This window comes from Lysinibacillus sp. G4S2, from assembly GCF_030348505.1.
Lineage (GTDB): Bacteria > Bacillota > Bacilli > Bacillales_A > Planococcaceae > Lysinibacillus.
On the sequence record NZ_JAUCFJ010000002.1, the window covers coordinates 3,028,970 to 3,045,687 of the forward strand.

Below are 16,718 nucleotides of genomic sequence, written 5' to 3' on the forward strand. Positions count from 1 at the left end.
TGCTTTTTTGTATTCATTTTCAATCAAGAACAGATTTTGGCGTTGAGCCTTATTTAATTTTGTTTTTTTACCAAATCATTGCAGGGTTAGCACCATCAGCTATATATACAGCTTTTGCAATACCTTTACCATCTGTAGTCGTATCCGTTGCACTTCCGATAGATGTCCAATATGTTCCAGTTCCCGTGAATTCTGTATGATGATTTGGATCTACAACCCTTAGAGTCTTATCGGATTCTTTGTATCCACTTATTGTTACATAATGACGATAATTTGTACCTTTATACTGTTTTATCCATTCTGTTTCTGTTAATAAGATTGGTGCTGTTTTTTGTTCCTTTAAGGTATCAGTAATACGTGAAATAAATGTTGTTTGAGGATCTTTGCTGTCAATAATCCTACCTACTATATAAGGATTTGAACTAAAACTATATACATTTTTATATTTATTTAAACCGTTTCTTAAATCTGTAGATCTTGTCGGTCCTTTTTCCGGTAGAACACCAATAGTCACACCAAAGTTTTCTTGGGATGGTAAACTTTCTTTACTCTTACTTTTTGCTTTGTGGAAACTTAAAGCTTGTCTTCCTGCCGCTGGGCCACAAAAATTGGTATACGCTTGCTTATTATAGGTAACTGGTATTGTATAATAGGCGGCAGCGCGCGCTAAACCTTGTTCTCGTTCTCGTTTTTCTCTTTCGGCAATTTCCAAATCTCTTTGTTTCGCCAATTCATCATAATATTCTTTGTTTTCCATATAATCTGTATCAAAATTCGAAACACCACTATCATTTTCTTCTTCTGAAGCTGCCTTAGAATTTTCAGGTAATGCACCAATACTCATTGTAAGTAAAAATAAAGCGCTTAAAGCATATTTTTTCATTATTTATCCTCCAATCTTTATTTTATTGTGTCTTTGATTCAAAAAAGCTAAGCATTGCAATAAGAAGCGTTTTCTTCAATTTCGATCCTCCTTTGTGTTTAAATAATTAGATTATTTTATTCGCATTTCGTCGTACCACTAAAATTTCGCGATAAATAACAAGTAGATACAGAAGTAAATATACTCCCTGTAACCAACCTATAAAAATCCAAAGTTACTGTCTAATGGAAATCATCTATAAACAGTATAATTATCTAAATATTCAGATAATTATCACCACCTCTCTCCTTAATGGTCAATCGTAGGGCATGTATTCGCAACTACATGTCGATATTACCATAGTATTTTGTATAAACAAGGAGATTTTTATCATCTTTCAGTTACCATTACAAATATTGTGAATTTTCTCTTTTTTTAAGAAATATATTAACAAAAAGAAAAAGTGTACCCATAATATAGTTCAAGTGGGTATTACCTAGTTTAGGATCAATTCATTTTTTGTTAAATTCATAAAGAGGCTTGGACATAAGTATTTTTATAAAGCAAAATTAAAAAATATCACAAAAGAAAAGCGCTAGAAAGCAACGTCTAAAATTGATTTCTAGTGCTTTTTAAGGTTCTGACGAGTTTTGTCCCAGCCTCTTGGTGAGAAATTAATATTTTACAATAATAAACCTATAACTTATGAATGGCGGAGGGTACTTATTCAAATACGCCGAGTAATATCGGTGTATTTAATACTTACATTTTCGAAATGACAATACAAATCAATAAAAATATTCCTGATAAAATAAAGAATACTTTCGGAACGTAGTAAGGACTAAATGTTAAAACAGCAGCAAATAGCTCACCTAATATTGTCCCATTCCCCGAACTTGTCCTACTATTCTTATCATGGTATTCCTTCGGTAAGAAATTCCAAATATCAACATAAATATTGCTATAGAACCTGAAAGAATCTCTCCCCATCCCCACATAAAAACACTTTCCTTCTTTTTCAATTTTAATTATCCGTATTCAATTAAATTTCTTAAAACATCTCCACTTTTTGGAGAAACGCCCCCCCGTTTTAACTTCTTTCCATAGAATATTTGACCGACCTATCAAATCTTAACAATGTATTGCCTTATTTTATATATGTAATTTTTTCCTCATTCAACTAAACTGCCCTAGTTAATTTAAGCGTAATCCGTCACAATATCCCTTTTCTTATTAAGAATCTGACCCCGTTTGTTGAACAAGCTAAAAATTTCTTCTACTGACCTGCAACACAAACTAAAAAAACGAATTCCAATAATAGGAATTCGCTCTGTATTAATTTTTTTACTAACTCCTACCACGCCACCGCTTCATAGTGTGAGGGGTATATGTGGCAACATATAAGATATTGATAGGTAGAACTTGATTTTAACATTAGATTGATCCAACCACAGAACACCTCCATTGTTATGCTGTATGATGGTTTTAACTTTTTATTATGATAAGAATTCAGCTACCACCAAAGCCGCAATACAATAAATATCTATTGGTATCAATAAGAAGCACCCTATCATCCGATTTAATTTTATATATACATTAGGTGGTATTATTTTCAATGCTATTTTTGTATTTCCTACGAGTTCATTATTTTTTCGTACCTCTTCAGAAATATTTTCAACCTTCAGTTCTGCTTGAGTTAAATTAGGATTATAAAAATCACTCTTTAAAAATGCGTATTGAGGATTTAAAATCGACAATTTTACACTCCTTCGTATCATCCTAATTCCTTAATAAATCAATTAAAAGCTTAAATTGCACGTAGCATTTAGTCTATTATATTCTCAAGATATTAATAACATGTGTGTATGCACCATTAATTTACAAAGTTTTGCAATGAGTACAATTAACATGTCGATTATTGACGTAAAATTTTAAAAAGTGTTTTTGGGGATTTTCACCAAAATATGCGCTTGGCTAAGAGCCGTATTCAATCCACCTAAACCTTTACCTCTTTTAACTATACTTTTATTAGTTCCCAGGTGTGTTGATTAACCATTTTTATCCACCCCAATTAAATTAGAAGGATCTGATTTCCGTTACGGGCTACTCGCTTTGTTGCTTTCGCACAGATAAAACAATTTGTTGCAGTCGCTTCGCTTTCGCACAGAGCAAGGCTTCCTGCTAGCGAGCGTCGAGTAGCCCTACACTACAAGCTCTTCATCATAACATGTGGTTGATTTCTTTGATAGAAAGAGCTTGTTTTTCGATAAATGCCCAAATAGTTTCGATAAAATGAGATTTTGTTTCGATAAAAGCTCAAATAGTTTCGATAAAGAGCGATTTTGTTTCGATAAATCTTCAAAGTATTCCTATAAAACGAACGAAAGTAGCTTTAGCCATTCTGTTTTGGGGCTCGGACACTAAATAGCAACAAGAAAAACCCTTTCATCGATCAATAATAAACCTATTTTTTCCTAATCAACACGCCTGATTAGTTCCATTTCTATTAAATCCATCCATATAGCCTTCTTCGTTTTGGTCTTAAAAAGTTGTAGAAAAATATCGTAAAAATAAAATGATTCCCCAATACACACCACCAAATCCAAAGAAACGCTCTTAACGTAAAGCCCTTTTAGTACAATATTTAAACTCCCTCTTTTCCGATAATAGCTTTTATCCGTGATTCTTCTTCAGTCTTATCTAAGTATTCAAAAAATCCAAGACGATTTCCCCAAGGGTCAGTAAATGTTCCCCATTTAGCTGAAACTTCTGGTCTTGAGTAAATTTCAAAGTTATCAATGTTAAGTTCTTTTATAAGTCTTTCTCTTTCAGCTTCAATATTTGTAACACCTAAACGTAAAGGGCCATTTCCTTCAGTAAGATTCCCCTCTGCTACTTGTAACCAACAACCAGGTATGAGTTCCCACTCTACAAAACCATCATGTGGTATGAAATCAGGTTTTTTGTTTAACAGTGTTTCATACCACTTATGCCCTTCTTCAATATTAGATACTCGTACTTGAGTAGTCAGTTCAAAAATCATCTTAACCCCTCCAGATTATGGTATATATTTTCTTTTCAATACATTTGATTAAACGTTATTTAAATTGCAACTTTTACTGTATCAGTAAATTGCGACAAAAAGGTTTGTCAATGAAAAGAAAAAAGAGTGCTTTCGCCTTTTTGCCTCAATTGAGAGAACATGTTATATACTTAAATAGTACATATTCAGAAAGCGAGGTATCCACCAATGGAAGAATTCAAAAAAGGAATTATGAAAGTGTTGAATGAAATGAAGCCAGAAATGAATCAACGCTTTGATAGGTGGATCAACGTCTTGTAGTCGAAAGTAAGCTTGACTTATTACAATAAATAGCCTGTATGCCTCACTACTTTACTACACTAAACAACATAGGAGTAATCAATATGACAAACGAAAACTTAATTATCGAATTGCTAGAAGAAATAAAGCAAGAACAACAAAAGATGAACCAACGTCTAGATAAAATTGAACAGCGTTTTGATAGAGTAGATCAGAATATCAATTTCTTAGCCGCAGAGATTGGGAAGCTACAGATGGTTAATCACAGCCAAGCAATGCATGAACAAGCCGAACCTGCAAAGCAAAAACTTGAAGTAAATGGACAAATGTCAGATGAAACCTTAAAGAATTCAGTACAAGGGACTGGCAGCTTGGAACATTTAGAAGAACTTTGGAAAAATGTCCTGGTTCGGGTTGGACAAGAAATTTCTAAACCAAGCTTCGAAACGTGGATAAAGTCTACAAAATTACTGTCCTACAATAGTAGTGACGCAACTGTGACGATTTCTGCGCCAAATTCGTTTGCTCGAGACTGGCTTGAGAATCACTATATGCACTTGATTAAATGTATATTAACGGAGCTTACAGGTGAAGAGTTGCTTATTAACTTTGTTGATCAAAAAACCATGACTGATTTCGATTTACCGAAGACGAACTAAACAAGCAATACCAAAAAGAGAAATTGCGCTGTGCAATTTCTCTTTTTGCTTGAACTGAAATTAATTATAACTCATCCTCGGTAACTTCATTTTTATTTCCATTTCCATTTCCGTTGCCATTACCATTACCATTGCCATTGCCATTACCGTTTCCGTTGCCATTACCATTACCATTACCATTACCGTTTCCGTTGCCATTACCATTTCCGTTACCATTTCCATTACCGTTGCCTGGCTTTACAACCAACACATCAAATGTTAGTGTGTGCTCACCATACGTTACTGTAATCGTCGTATTACCTTGACCTTTTCCTTTTACAGCCCCTGCTTTTACAGTAGCTATTTTATCATTCGCTACTTCGTAGGTTGCAAGCTTTGTAACATCTTTTTCTGTTGTTTTACCATCAAAAGTAGTTACTTCAGTAATCTTAACTGGAACTTCTTTACCGATTCTAGTTTCAACCTGAGCTTGATCAATTTCTAGTGTTACTATTGGTTGTTCTACAACAGGTGCTTTAACTGTAACATTTACAGTAACTTCATTATCACCGTATGAAATAGTAATTGTAGTCGTACCCTCACCTACTGCAGTTACTAATCCATTTACTATTTTTACAACGTTTTCATCTCCAACAACATAAGTAGCTTTTGAAGTTACGTCTTCCTCTGTTGCAGCACCTTCTGCAGGCGTTGACGTTTCTGTTACCTTAAGTTGTGCAGTTTCTCCAGCTGTTAGCTTTAGCTCAGTTGGATTTACAGAAAGTGTTACTTTTGGTTCTACTACTTCTTTTTCATATATCTTCGCTTCACCAACATTCCCGGCAGCGTCTTTAATTATTACTGATACAGCATTTGTTTCTGCTGTTACTGGGAATGTGAAGCTACCGTCTTGATTTAATTCAAAAGCAACTGGAGCTTGTACTTCGCCATTTACCGTCGAAACATAGGAAGCTTTTAATTTATCATTTAAATTGTAATCTAAACCGTATAAATATAACTCTTCATTGTAGTCGATATACTTATCTGTTACCTGTCCTGTAGCAACACCTTTAGCTACTGAACCAGTAATTTCTGGTTTAGTCGTTTTCACGATAATTGGTCCAACATAGTCGGAAACTACTCCTGATGCTGCAAGACCAGTGAAGTCAATTGTATACAGACCATCTGGAATCTTTGTGGCAGGTGCTGTTCCCCATGGTTTGTACTGCCCACCAATCTTCAGCGTATAAGAGCCTTTTCCTAGCGCAGTACCTGCATGCAGATAACCAATGTAGCCGTCTCCGTATTCTCCACCTTTAGGATTCATAATATCCCAAAGCTCAATATAATTAGTTGTTACATCTCCAGTTAATGTGAATGAAAGTACAGCTGAGTCTTTCACTCCATCTCCGTTAAAGGATAGGTCTGTTTCTGTAATCTTAAAATCTTTAATTTCAGTTGCTGCCGCGCCGCCAAAGTCAGCTGCGAATGGCAATGAAATTTCTGTATCTCCACCGCTGATGTAAATATACCCTAGTATTTCAGAGCCTTTCGGTGCCGTAGCTTGTGAAGCAGTTAATGTAATATTTAAAAGTTGCTCACCATTTAGATTAAATGTTGGCTGATCTACTGTAACAGTTGCATCACCAAATGTTTTTGTCACATCAATTGATACGTTATAATTGCCGCCGTTTCCTTTAATATCTTTTACTAAAACTTGTTTCGTTACAGAAATATCTCGGTCTTTAAGTGATTGCGGGCCGAAAGTAACTGTACCTTTCAAGTTTTCTGTAACTACACCAGTTCCATCTAAAATTGCGCTATCAAGTGCATAGGCAAGAATTTCTGGATGAGCTGCTGCATAAGCATCTACACGCCCTGCACCTTGAGAAAACACATCGTATTTTGTTTTATCAATAACCTTAGCTGTATTAGAAAGCGCCACTTTTACATCGAACGCGTTCCAATCAGGATTTGCTTGTTTAACTAATGCAACAATACCTGTAATATGAGGTGTTGCCATTGAAGTTCCTGTTTTACGACCATATGCTTCCCCATAATCTGCATCAGGGAAATCTTTTTTATACTTTGGAATCGTTGACATAATGTTTGTTCCAGGCGCACTTACATCTGGTTTAATATCAAAGTTTGGTGTAGATGGTCCACGTGAACTTGAATCGTTTACATCATCCCCCAGTGTAGTTGTGGAAGCAAATTTACCAAAGCTTACTTTTCCGGTTCCGCTTGCTAAAGCAGCGCGAATTGCAGCACCATCCGTTAGGGACATATCAAATGATGGCAGGAACTCAAATGAATCACCTATGAATGCGCCTGAAATGTTCGGTGCATTCGTTCCACCAGCAAAGTTATGAATAATTGTTGCAACTGCTCCATTAGCCTTTGCATTCGCAATCTTATCGACGAATGCGATACTACCACGAGAAATCAATGCCACTTTACCTTTTACATCAATTCCTGCATAGTCTTTTACTTCCCCGTTTCCAGGAACAGCAACTAGGTCAAATTCTCCTTGAAGCTGTGTTGCTAAATCTTTCCCAAAAGTCGTTCCAATTAATGGAAGTTGTTTTGTTAAGTTGTAGTTGCCAACTTTAACTTTCACTTCCCCGTTATACATTGTTTCAGGATTTGTTGTGTTACCAACAGCAATTCCTAAACGAGCGGTTGCAGGCGTACCCATTGTACCGCGATCCGGTCCATCGTTCCCTGTTGCAATCACTCCGATTGTTCCGGCCATCATTGCATTATTAATAGCAAATGAACCTGCATCCGTTTCTGAGTTAGGTCCACCACCAAGTGAAAGGTTGATAATGTCCATTTTTTCTTTTACAGCAGTTTCAATTGCTTTAACAATACCAGAGGAAGATCCACTTCCGTATGCCCCAAGAACACGGTAAGCATAGAGGTCTACTTTTGGAGCAATTCCTTTAATACCGAATTTGTTAGCTCCGATTGCTGCAATTGTTCCAGCAACATGTGTACCGTGAGAAGTATAGAACGCGCTTCCCTTTTCATTAAATTCAGGTGTCCCGGCTGGACGTTCCGCAGGCGATGTTTCCGATGCATCGTCATCTGCTCGAGGCTTCGTGTAAGTTGCTGAATTCGGAATGAAGTTTTTTCCACCTTTATAAACTCCAGCAAACTCAGGGTGATCTACATCAATACCAGTATCTAATACTGCTACTTTTATTCCTTGTCCTTCAAGTCCTTCCTTCCAAAGCTGTTCGATGCCAAGGAAAGAATTACTTGTATTCATTTGAGCTTCTAATTGATCTTCCTTAATAAGTTCCGATGATTTCATCGTATTATCTTCTGATGCGTAAACAATTGCATCAGGTTCGATTAATGTAATTCCTTCTACTGTAAGCAGTTTTGGGAGATCATTTGCTTTCACAGTTGCCGCAAAACCGTTTAAAACAGTATCAAATGTGTATCCTTGAGTCATCTGAACATTTTTAGCAGCTAACTCTTTTTTAACTTCTGCTTGTTGTGCTTTTACATTTGAACGAACTTCATTTGCTCGGGCATTAGAGAATTTTTGGCCTTTGACTTGGCTAATTCCTTGCTCTAGTGCTACAGGCTTTTCAGATAAATGAACGATGACTGCAACATCTTGATTGCCTGATACATTTTGTAAGCTTTCGTGAAGAGTTGGACCATCTTTAGACAAGCTTAGCTGTTCAGCGATAGCAGCCTTTAGTTCAATTATACTTTCACTTTGACTATCCTGCTTGAATGGTTTCGATTCTTCAGCACTAGCACTTGACAATGGAACAAATAGAGAAAGCACCATAACGAAAGCTAGAATACTACTTAAGAACTTCGTAAACTTAAACTTTTTCAAATCTCATTTCCCCCTCCGCCTTTAATTGTCACACTTTTCAGTTTAGTGTGATATTTCCAATTTATCACAAAGGAGATAATACTAATATCAGAATATTTAAACATTTTAAAATATTGATAATTAGTATCAGTTTATCAAATAGAGATTAAATCTATCTTCCTATTAATTTAATGAAAAAGTAGAACTTTCAAATGAGAAATGACTCAAAGTAATTCCTTAATTTTTTCAATTAATCCTATCAAGGCAGCAGTTGTAGGTATAGTCGGTGGTGTAGTTGCTTATAGAAAATTAGAAGAGCAGTAAGAGGAGTGATTGGAGGGGAATCGGTTTTTTTAGCGAATATATGATAAGCCTTTGTCAAATCCATTACGATGGGCAATCGGTTTTAATGCGCAAAGTGTCACCTGTTCACTGAAATATGCCTCTAATTCAAGGATGGTGCGTCTTAGAATAATATTTAAAATTGTGCCATCGTAAGTCATGCAAACCAGTATTGTACCGGTATGCCCCTCGCGAATGGCGAAATCATCCAGTTCAAGCGCGAGATTTTGACAATAATATGCCTGGTGCTGACAGGCGCTTATTGAACACATGAAGCTTCTTTCTTTTTCCAATCTCCCCCTTTAATAAAATTGCATTATATAGTATTCTTACTATGATAATTAATTCGAAAATTCAGAAATTTATAGCAAAAACACTGTACAGAGGGAACAATAAAAGTGAGAAAGGAATTAATAAGATGAGAGATATTAGAGTTTATCATGTAGATGCATTTACAACAGAAAAATTTTGCGGTAATACTGCTGGCGTCGTGCCAGATGCTGATAATTTATCCGAAGTTGAGATGCAAAGTATCGCAAAAGAATTAAATTTGCCGGAAACCGCATTTTTACTCCCTTCCAATAATGAAGATATAGATTATAAAGTAAAATATTTCACTCCAACTGAAGAAATCAACTTTTGCGGACATGCAACTGTTGGATTAACGTGGCTTTTGGCTACTGAGTTTAGTCTTGCTGAGAAAAAGGAAGGTATAGTACTAGAAACGAATATCGGTAGAGTACCAGTTGTATGGCATAAGGAAAATGGAAAAGTTATTGATGTGGAAATGACGCAAGCAACGCCAAAAACAGAAGATATCAATATTGATGTGAGAGCTTAGTCGACTGATCGGCGTCCATTCCGAAAGCATTGATGTAACCTATCCAATCAAACTAGCGAATACTGGTGTCTGGCATTTACTCGTTCCAATAAAAGAGCAAATCGATATCGACAATGCAGCACCTGACTTAACGGCGTTAGGGAAGCATAATAAAGAGCATAATATCAGCACGACACATCTTTATACTTTTACTAACTTGCAAGAATATAAATTATATACAAGAGATTTTGCACCAGGGATTGGCATACCAGAGGATCCTGTAACTGGTGCAGCAAATGGTGCATTAGCAGGCTTCCTCTATTTAGAAGGCGTTATTCCTCAAGGTGAAATAACATATCTTACAATCGCTCAAGGAAATGCGATAGGAAAACCTGGAACGCTTTATGTGACTGTTATTCCAAATGAATTAGAACCAGTCATCAAAGTTGCAGGAGCTGCTACCATCACAATTCGAGGTATCTTAACTATCTAAACAAATCAGCTTGAATTTGAGGTATTTTTATATTTCTTATTCAAGCTGATTGGTTCTTTTACGGTTTCCGTATTTTTACTATCTCTACACGCATTTGACATCCTCTGGAGGTTTTAACTTCTTTCAGTGGGTGTTTGGACACCTGCTGAAAGAAGTTTTAAACGGCTATGAATGAGCTCCTCTACCTGTGCTTTTAGAGCTTGTTTGGCATAACGTAGCACTTCATCTTCGCCTGCTGTTTTGATGATTACATCATCTCTTGAAATTTACAAACCTTTAGATAATCGAATCATATTATCCCTACAAATAGTGTCGTAGCTTGTTTCATAAAAAGTACCTCGTTAATTAAATTTTCTCAAACCGTTAATCATTTTTTGACTTAATATCTGGGACATTTTTTAATGGCTTTTGAAGTGCATCCACAATGGCTCCGATGATACTTGTTGCTAAAATACCCATTAGACCTAGTGATATAGGACCTGCTGGGTCGTCTCCTGTTATTTTAGCAAGCACCTTCAAGCTTACTATTCCTAACAGAATGAGGAAAATGACTGTAAAAGCACATTTTTTTATAACCTTCAAAGATTTAAGGGATAATTCAGAGAAAGCATTGTTTTTTTCGATATAGGTTAGTAGTTTAAATGCTTGATACAACGCAACAGAAAACGTAATACAGAATCCATATGCACATACTAAAAAGGGGATTAGGAAATAAGCCGTATCTGGATGTACCTTTGCATCTTTAATGGTTATCTCAGGCAACCAATAGATACATAAAGCAAGCATCGCAATTCCAATCAGAAAAATAATTACCTTTAAGAAAGTGGTTGAACCTTGTTTAACATTCATTTAAAGCACCTCACTTATCAATGACAACATGATTTTATTACATTATTTATCGCTTTTCAATAAATTTGTATTGTTTTTTATTATATTATTATTAAAAATCCGTAATTAATCATTTTTACTAAACCATGTATCAATAGAATTTATCATATTTTCAAATGCTTCTTCTTTAAATGGTGAGGCGATTCCTGAATGATCAAGTAAGTCTAGGAAAGATAAACGTCCCCCCTGTTTACATATGTCCATATATACATTCCAAGCAGTATACATATCTATTTGTGCGATTGACCAAATCTGCAATGCACAAATTTGAGCCATTGCATAGTCGATATAGTAAAAAGGAAATTTAAATAATCTTCAATTAAAGCACTCCGTTAGTACAATAATGGGTCTCGTCAGATTTATTCGGATTTACAACGATAAGACTTCAATTTTTATACACGATTTTATTCATTAAAGACGATGGTGCAACATTACTTCAAATGCTTCAAAACCTTTGCTATGACTGACTTTTAACAAAAGTGCATAAAAAAACGCATAAACAATATTAATAAGAAAAGCCACGAAACGTTGATTTAACAACATGCGTGGCTTCTTGGTGGATTTCCAAACTTTCATTTGGGAACGTTATTTTGTTTATTTATGTATACGTTATAAATCCGTGTTGCACTAAAGCACACGTTAATTAATAACATATTTTTTCACTAAATTAATGTAACAAAAAAATTATGAAGTGCGTGCAATATTATAACTGACCATAATGAACCGGTTTTCTTGTACACAAACCCAAAGAGTAGACCTAAAACAAAAACATAAATATGTGTCCCGAAATGGAAAATTATTTCATTTTGAATCCAAATTGGATAGTGTATCACTAAAAATAATAAAGCCGTTATAATATTCGCTTTCCAAAAAGCTAATTTTTTATTAATCTCCCGTAAAATTAATCCCCTAAAAACAATTTCTTCTGCAATCCCTGCCACTAGAATGCCATTAAGGTAATCATCAAAGGATAATGAAAATTGAAATGATTGCTGATTAATGATATATGTTTCAAAAGCAAAATATAAGCCAACTAACAGTGAAAGAACTACTCCCCAAAATAAACCTCTTTTAACATTAACGTTCACTTTTAAGTAGTCAAATGGGTTAGTATGTAAATAATATTTTATGTATAACCAAGTTGGAACAATCCATACGAACCCCTTAACCAACGCTTCTAATAATGGAGAAATTATTTCACCGAACGAATAAATGTAGTCAATTAACCATAATTCTTTAATTGCCCATACTAAGTAAAATATGAGTAGAAACCCTATCATCGATTTCACATCATTATTTTTCACTTTACTTTCAACACTTAATTGCGATTCCATTTCTACCTCCTCGAATGTAATTATTTACCTTTTTAGATTATACCATATTATTTTGTTCAACTATCCTGTGCCATTCAGAACAAGTAAATCGAACAGTCCTCTTTAAAATAATTTCTCACAGCGTCTCAGAGCGTTATTTTCTAATAAAAACAGCGACAAACACTGATTTAACAGTGCTTGTCGCTGTTTGAAATGTTAACAAGCTTTGATTTGAGAACGTTTTTAGATATATGTGTGTATATTTTATTCAACAAATTTAGTTTGGTTATTATTTATCATTTTACTTCACTTGTAAATTTAATTTATATGAGCGAATAAAACTTACTGCGTATTTCACTAAAAATATACCTAATATCCCACCAAGAATATTAAATAACAAATAGATAATATCCGTATTACCATTGTTTCTCATAACTACACCAGTCTCCCCAAATAAAAGACCAGCAAAGTAGATTCCCGAACAACTTAAAATAACAATAGAAATTGCTTTTTTGTTACTTTTTAAATTGAAAAGGAGTAATAAAGAAATCCCAAACGGTACAAATAAAATAACATTATAAAATAAAGCTGAATAACTCCAAATAGAAATATTAAAGTGCATCGTATCAAATATTCCAAACCAGTCATTTGTTGAAATAAAGCTGCTACTATTGTCTGCTGGATTTTGAGGAAGCGTGAATCCACCAAATTTAATTTGAATTAAGCTTATTAAGTAAAAGATAAAGCTATATAGAATAACTCGTTTTTTGTTACTTTTTTTCACTTTTCTAAAATAGTCAAGAAATACATCAATAAAAATATATACTAGCAAAATTAGAAATCCTAAAGGAACAATATTGTAAAGAACGTATGTTGAATGCACAATTAACATCTCCCACTTTTTATAACATTTTATAATCCTTATTCTACTTAATTTTACATTATAAAACAAACGAGTTTTCCACGTTAATTGAAGTACAAACAAGCTTCCCAGAGCGTTATTTTCTAATAAAAACAGCGACAAACACTGATTTAACAGTGCTTGTCGCTGTTTGAAATGTTAACAAGCTTCCATTTGGGAACGTTATTAGATTTATTTATGTATACGTTATAAATCCTTGTTGCACTACGCACTCCGTTAGAGAACACCATTTAATTAAATGATTCTTTTGTTCTTTATTATCCAAAATAAACCCCAAATACTCAGTAATGAAATAGCAATAAGCAAATAGATAAATAGAACTGAACCAAACAAGGTTAACCCTCCTAGTGTTTAATTCGATTTGTTTTTTTCAAGTTCTTCGATACGTTTTTCTAATTTCTTAATCTTCATGTCATTAAGCATAGCAATGACTAAAGCAACCATAGCAAAGGTAGAAGCAACGAATAAACTCACTCGGAAACCTCCTAATATTTGTTAGCAACATTGTACAATAGGTTGCTCAATGAAACAATTTACATTTCAAAAAGCACCCAAAGCGTCGTTTGGGAAAGATTTTTAGATTTGTTTTGTATACTTTATAAATCCTTGTTTCACTTTGTAACACTCACTCAACGAGTATAAAAATCCATATACTGATTGTCAAAAATGCATACGCAATATAAATTATTGTGTACATTGTTAATTCAATAGTTGAAAGTTTTCTTTGTTTTTTCGTTTTTGCCAGATGTCGAAAATAAAAAGAGGAACTAATAATTAGCACACATATAGAAATTACACGTAAACTTCTGCGAAGATTATCAAGCAAATCATCTCCTTTAAACCTATTACTTTTAATACGCCCGAAACGATCATAAGTTCCATATTTAAATAATTTTACCATTTACTCGACTCATCACCATAACTTGGGGTTGACTATATAAAAATTCAATAAATTCCCATTGAAGTATAGAAAAAAAGTGAAAACTCACGTATCGTAATTGTTGCTGAGACAAACCACGAGAGGAGTTTTCACTTTGTGCTCTAAGTTTATCAAATTAATTCTACCGTTGCCATCCTTTTTTAAAATCGCTCTGCCATCTGAGGAGGAGCCAAACATTTTTCACGTGGACATTGCGCCACAATCAATAACTTGTCCAAATGTATTGGATCGCTTTCATTTGATTCAATTTTTCACCGATGCCCAGCAGCGCAGACGACGCTACTTAGGTGAAGCAAAAAAACAGCACAAATCCCGATTTATCGACCGCTGTTTACCGCGAAAGCCGGACGAGTTAACAGAGGAAGAACGTGGTTTTGTGCGTGAATGGCTACGGGAAGATTTTCATACAAAGCATATCTATCAAGCATTGAATCACATGCGTTATGTGTTAAAAGCTACAACGGATACACAAGCAACAAAGCGCTTAAAAGACTGGCTCAAACTCACACAAGTGCTGTAGTTTCAAAGATAGCTAAAACCGTGATTGTTCGTGAGAAAGCCATGATAGATACCATAAACTCACCTTTCTCAAACGGCATTATGGAAGGCACAAATAATAAAATTAAGCTCATCAAAAGACGTGGTTTTGGCTACCGAAATGATGCCCATCTTTTCCTCCGTTTACGTTTGGAAAACAGGTCATTGATTTTGTCATCCCCGGATTTTGGTGATGAGCCATTTACTTGTGAAATAAAGAAATCCCTTAGTTTTTTAATTGAGGGGAGTTCTTCATTAGTACAAAAATTCTCAAGTACATTAAAATTCCATAAAGATCAAGTTTTTGTTTAGGTTTTCCTTTAAATTGTCTTTAAATTTAATAATTCTAAACCATTTCTGAAATCCCTGCCTTAATAATAATTATATTTTTTGGCTTTAAGTCTTCTATATCTTCTATTTGCTCCTCCGAAAAAATCAGGTAACTAACAATGTAAAGCAGCAAAGAGTTTTTCTAGTCATTAACACAATCAGGAAAACTTAGTAAAATATGTTTACAAACAACTTAAAGATAGATATACTTACAAAGTAAACAAAAAATTCTTAAGGAGGTCGAATGAAATGATCGTTATCGTTAAATTGATGTCATTGGTAGTTACAACTTCAGTAAAAATGAAAATCACACATTCGACCAGATCGGAATGGATCGCTTAAGTTTTTTTGTAATTAAGCATACCCATACCGCAGGGAGAAGTGTGCCCCTGCGGTATTTTTTGTGCCTTTTTTCACCGTAGGGGAGTCTCTCTACGGTTTTTTTCATTTTTCATGGTAATTTAAGGAGGTGATAATAAATGATAGTAAACATTTTTGCTCTCACGATAACTATTACAAAACGTGAGATCTCTCTTGAGAAAGCACTTCATAATGAAAATGTAAAAAAAATCTTTGAAGAGAACCGAAGAAAAGTAGAAAGTTATATTCGTATTCGTCCATATTAATTTTGTTAATTAAAAAACATGAAAGGTGGGAATTGAAATGATTTATATGATCAAAAGACGTCATGCAGTTTTATGGGTGGAGAAAGACACAACCACCAGATGAAGTAATATAAAGTGACAATATAGCTATTTAATTTTATAATCTCAGTAAAGCTAACCCGTTCTAACCTAGGACGGGTTGCTTCAGGAGGTATTTTGCACTTTTTTAAGCGATATTTTAAGAAAATGCGGAATTACAATGTTAGGGAAATTCTAATTCTATAAAGCGTAATTCCTCGATACTAAAATTGAATTTGGCGATTTTTAGCTTAATTCCATTATTCTGCCCCGTTAGCCATCCATGTAGCGCAAAGATAGCGTTATATCACAGAGAATGAAAGATTATTACGTTTCTTTCACGGAAGTACAATAAGTTCAATAAAAAAGTGAATCTTATTATAATGATAGGTAAGCCTTTGACGTTATCTCCGGCTTTTCCCCCACTTCACACCGTACGTGCGAGTTTCCCAGCATACGGCGTTCCCATTAATCCAATTCATTCAGATTTTATGTGTAGGCTAAGTTGCTACTTAAAGTCAGATTGTGGCGTTCAGACATTGCTTACGCAATTCATTTACTTTCAATAGTTGCTTTTCATCTAATTTCAATGCTTTGAGTAGCATTTGTATTTTCTCGAGGTCTTTTAAGTGGATTAGTCGGTGAATTGATTCATGGATAATCATTAAATTGGATTCCAACAAATCCAATTTATTCTTTCTATGTCTTAAGCAGACGAGTACTTTTCTTCTATTATTAAATTATTTCATTGTTACATTTCAGTCGTAAATGAAACAATAAGGCTCAT

At 34.4% G+C, this 16,718-nt stretch carries 11 protein-coding genes and 3 pseudogenes; 4 read left to right on the plus strand and 10 right to left on the minus strand.

Annotated elements, in window-relative coordinates; translation table 11 throughout:
• Positions 1 to 67 precede the first annotated feature (67 nt).
• The 3 genes from QUF91_RS15670 to QUF91_RS15680 all read right to left on the minus strand — a co-directional run bounded on the left by QUF91_RS15670 (position 68) and on the right by QUF91_RS15680 (position 3,905).
• Positions 68 to 883, minus strand: a complete 816-nt coding sequence (locus tag QUF91_RS15670; RefSeq protein ID WP_289418438.1) for a C39 family peptidase — start codon at positions 881 to 883, stop codon at positions 68 to 70.
• A 1,475-nt stretch (positions 884 to 2,358) separates the two neighbouring features.
• Positions 2,359 to 2,619: a hypothetical protein gene (locus tag QUF91_RS15675; protein ID WP_289418440.1), complete on the minus strand. Its 261-nt coding sequence runs from the start codon at positions 2,617 to 2,619 to the stop codon at positions 2,359 to 2,361.
• Positions 2,620 to 3,506: 887 nt separating this feature from the next.
• On the minus strand, positions 3,507 to 3,905 hold the full coding sequence (locus QUF91_RS15680; RefSeq protein ID WP_289418442.1) for a VOC family protein: 399 nt from the start codon (positions 3,903 to 3,905) through the stop codon (positions 3,507 to 3,509).
• A 650-nt stretch (positions 3,906 to 4,555) separates the two neighbouring features.
• Here QUF91_RS15680 and QUF91_RS15685 point away from each other — a divergent pair.
• Positions 4,556 to 4,831, plus strand: a pseudogene (locus QUF91_RS15685) (DnaA N-terminal domain-containing protein); the annotation flags it as partial.
• 76 nt (positions 4,832 to 4,907) lie between these two features.
• On the opposite strand, the gene QUF91_RS15690 reads toward QUF91_RS15685, so the two are convergent.
• On the minus strand, positions 4,908 to 8,684 hold the full coding sequence (locus QUF91_RS15690) for a S8 family serine peptidase (RefSeq protein WP_289418443.1): 3,777 nt from the start codon (positions 8,682 to 8,684) through the stop codon (positions 4,908 to 4,910).
• 332 nt (positions 8,685 to 9,016) lie between these two features.
• Positions 9,017 to 9,298 carry a hypothetical protein gene (locus QUF91_RS15695; protein ID WP_289418444.1) on the minus strand — a complete coding sequence of 94 codons (282 nt, stop codon included), beginning with the start codon at positions 9,296 to 9,298 and terminating at the stop codon, positions 9,017 to 9,019.
• 125 nt (positions 9,299 to 9,423) lie between these two features.
• On the opposite strand from QUF91_RS15695, the pseudogene QUF91_RS15700 reads away from it, so the two are divergent.
• Positions 9,424 to 10,318: pseudogene (locus QUF91_RS15700) on the plus strand (PhzF family phenazine biosynthesis protein).
• 363 nt (positions 10,319 to 10,681) lie between these two features.
• On the opposite strand, the gene QUF91_RS15705 reads toward QUF91_RS15700, so the two are convergent.
• The 5 genes from QUF91_RS15705 to QUF91_RS15725 form a co-directional block, all read right to left on the minus strand.
• Positions 10,682 to 11,167, minus strand: coding sequence for a DUF2975 domain-containing protein (locus QUF91_RS15705; protein WP_285399588.1), 486 nt, complete (start codon positions 11,165 to 11,167; stop codon positions 10,682 to 10,684).
• A gap of 105 nt (positions 11,168 to 11,272) precedes the next feature.
• Positions 11,273 to 11,410, minus strand: coding sequence for a hypothetical protein (locus tag QUF91_RS15710; protein ID WP_289418445.1), 138 nt, complete (start codon positions 11,408 to 11,410; stop codon positions 11,273 to 11,275).
• Between the two features lie 458 nt (positions 11,411 to 11,868).
• A complete protein-coding gene (locus QUF91_RS15715) occupies positions 11,869 to 12,540 on the minus strand; it encodes a CPBP family intramembrane glutamic endopeptidase (protein ID WP_285395056.1) in 672 nt (223 codons plus the stop codon).
• 280 nt (positions 12,541 to 12,820) lie between these two features.
• Entirely contained in the window at positions 12,821 to 13,411 is a 591-nt protein-coding gene (locus QUF91_RS15720; RefSeq protein ID WP_289420083.1) for a VanZ family protein, read from the minus strand.
• Positions 13,412 to 13,792: 381 nt separating this feature from the next.
• Complete coding sequence (locus QUF91_RS15725) at positions 13,793 to 13,915, minus strand: hypothetical protein (RefSeq protein ID WP_285395055.1); 123 nt, start codon at positions 13,913 to 13,915, stop codon at positions 13,793 to 13,795.
• A gap of 650 nt (positions 13,916 to 14,565) precedes the next feature.
• Between QUF91_RS15725 and QUF91_RS15730 the strand changes: the two are divergent.
• Both QUF91_RS15730 and QUF91_RS15735 read left to right on the plus strand, forming a co-directional pair.
• Positions 14,566 to 15,230 (plus strand): annotated as a pseudogene (locus QUF91_RS15730) (ISL3 family transposase).
• Between the two features lie 497 nt (positions 15,231 to 15,727).
• A complete protein-coding gene (locus QUF91_RS15735) occupies positions 15,728 to 15,874 on the plus strand; it encodes a YrzI family small protein (protein WP_289418447.1) in 147 nt (48 codons plus the stop codon).
• The last annotated feature ends 844 nt before the right edge of the window (positions 15,875 to 16,718 follow it).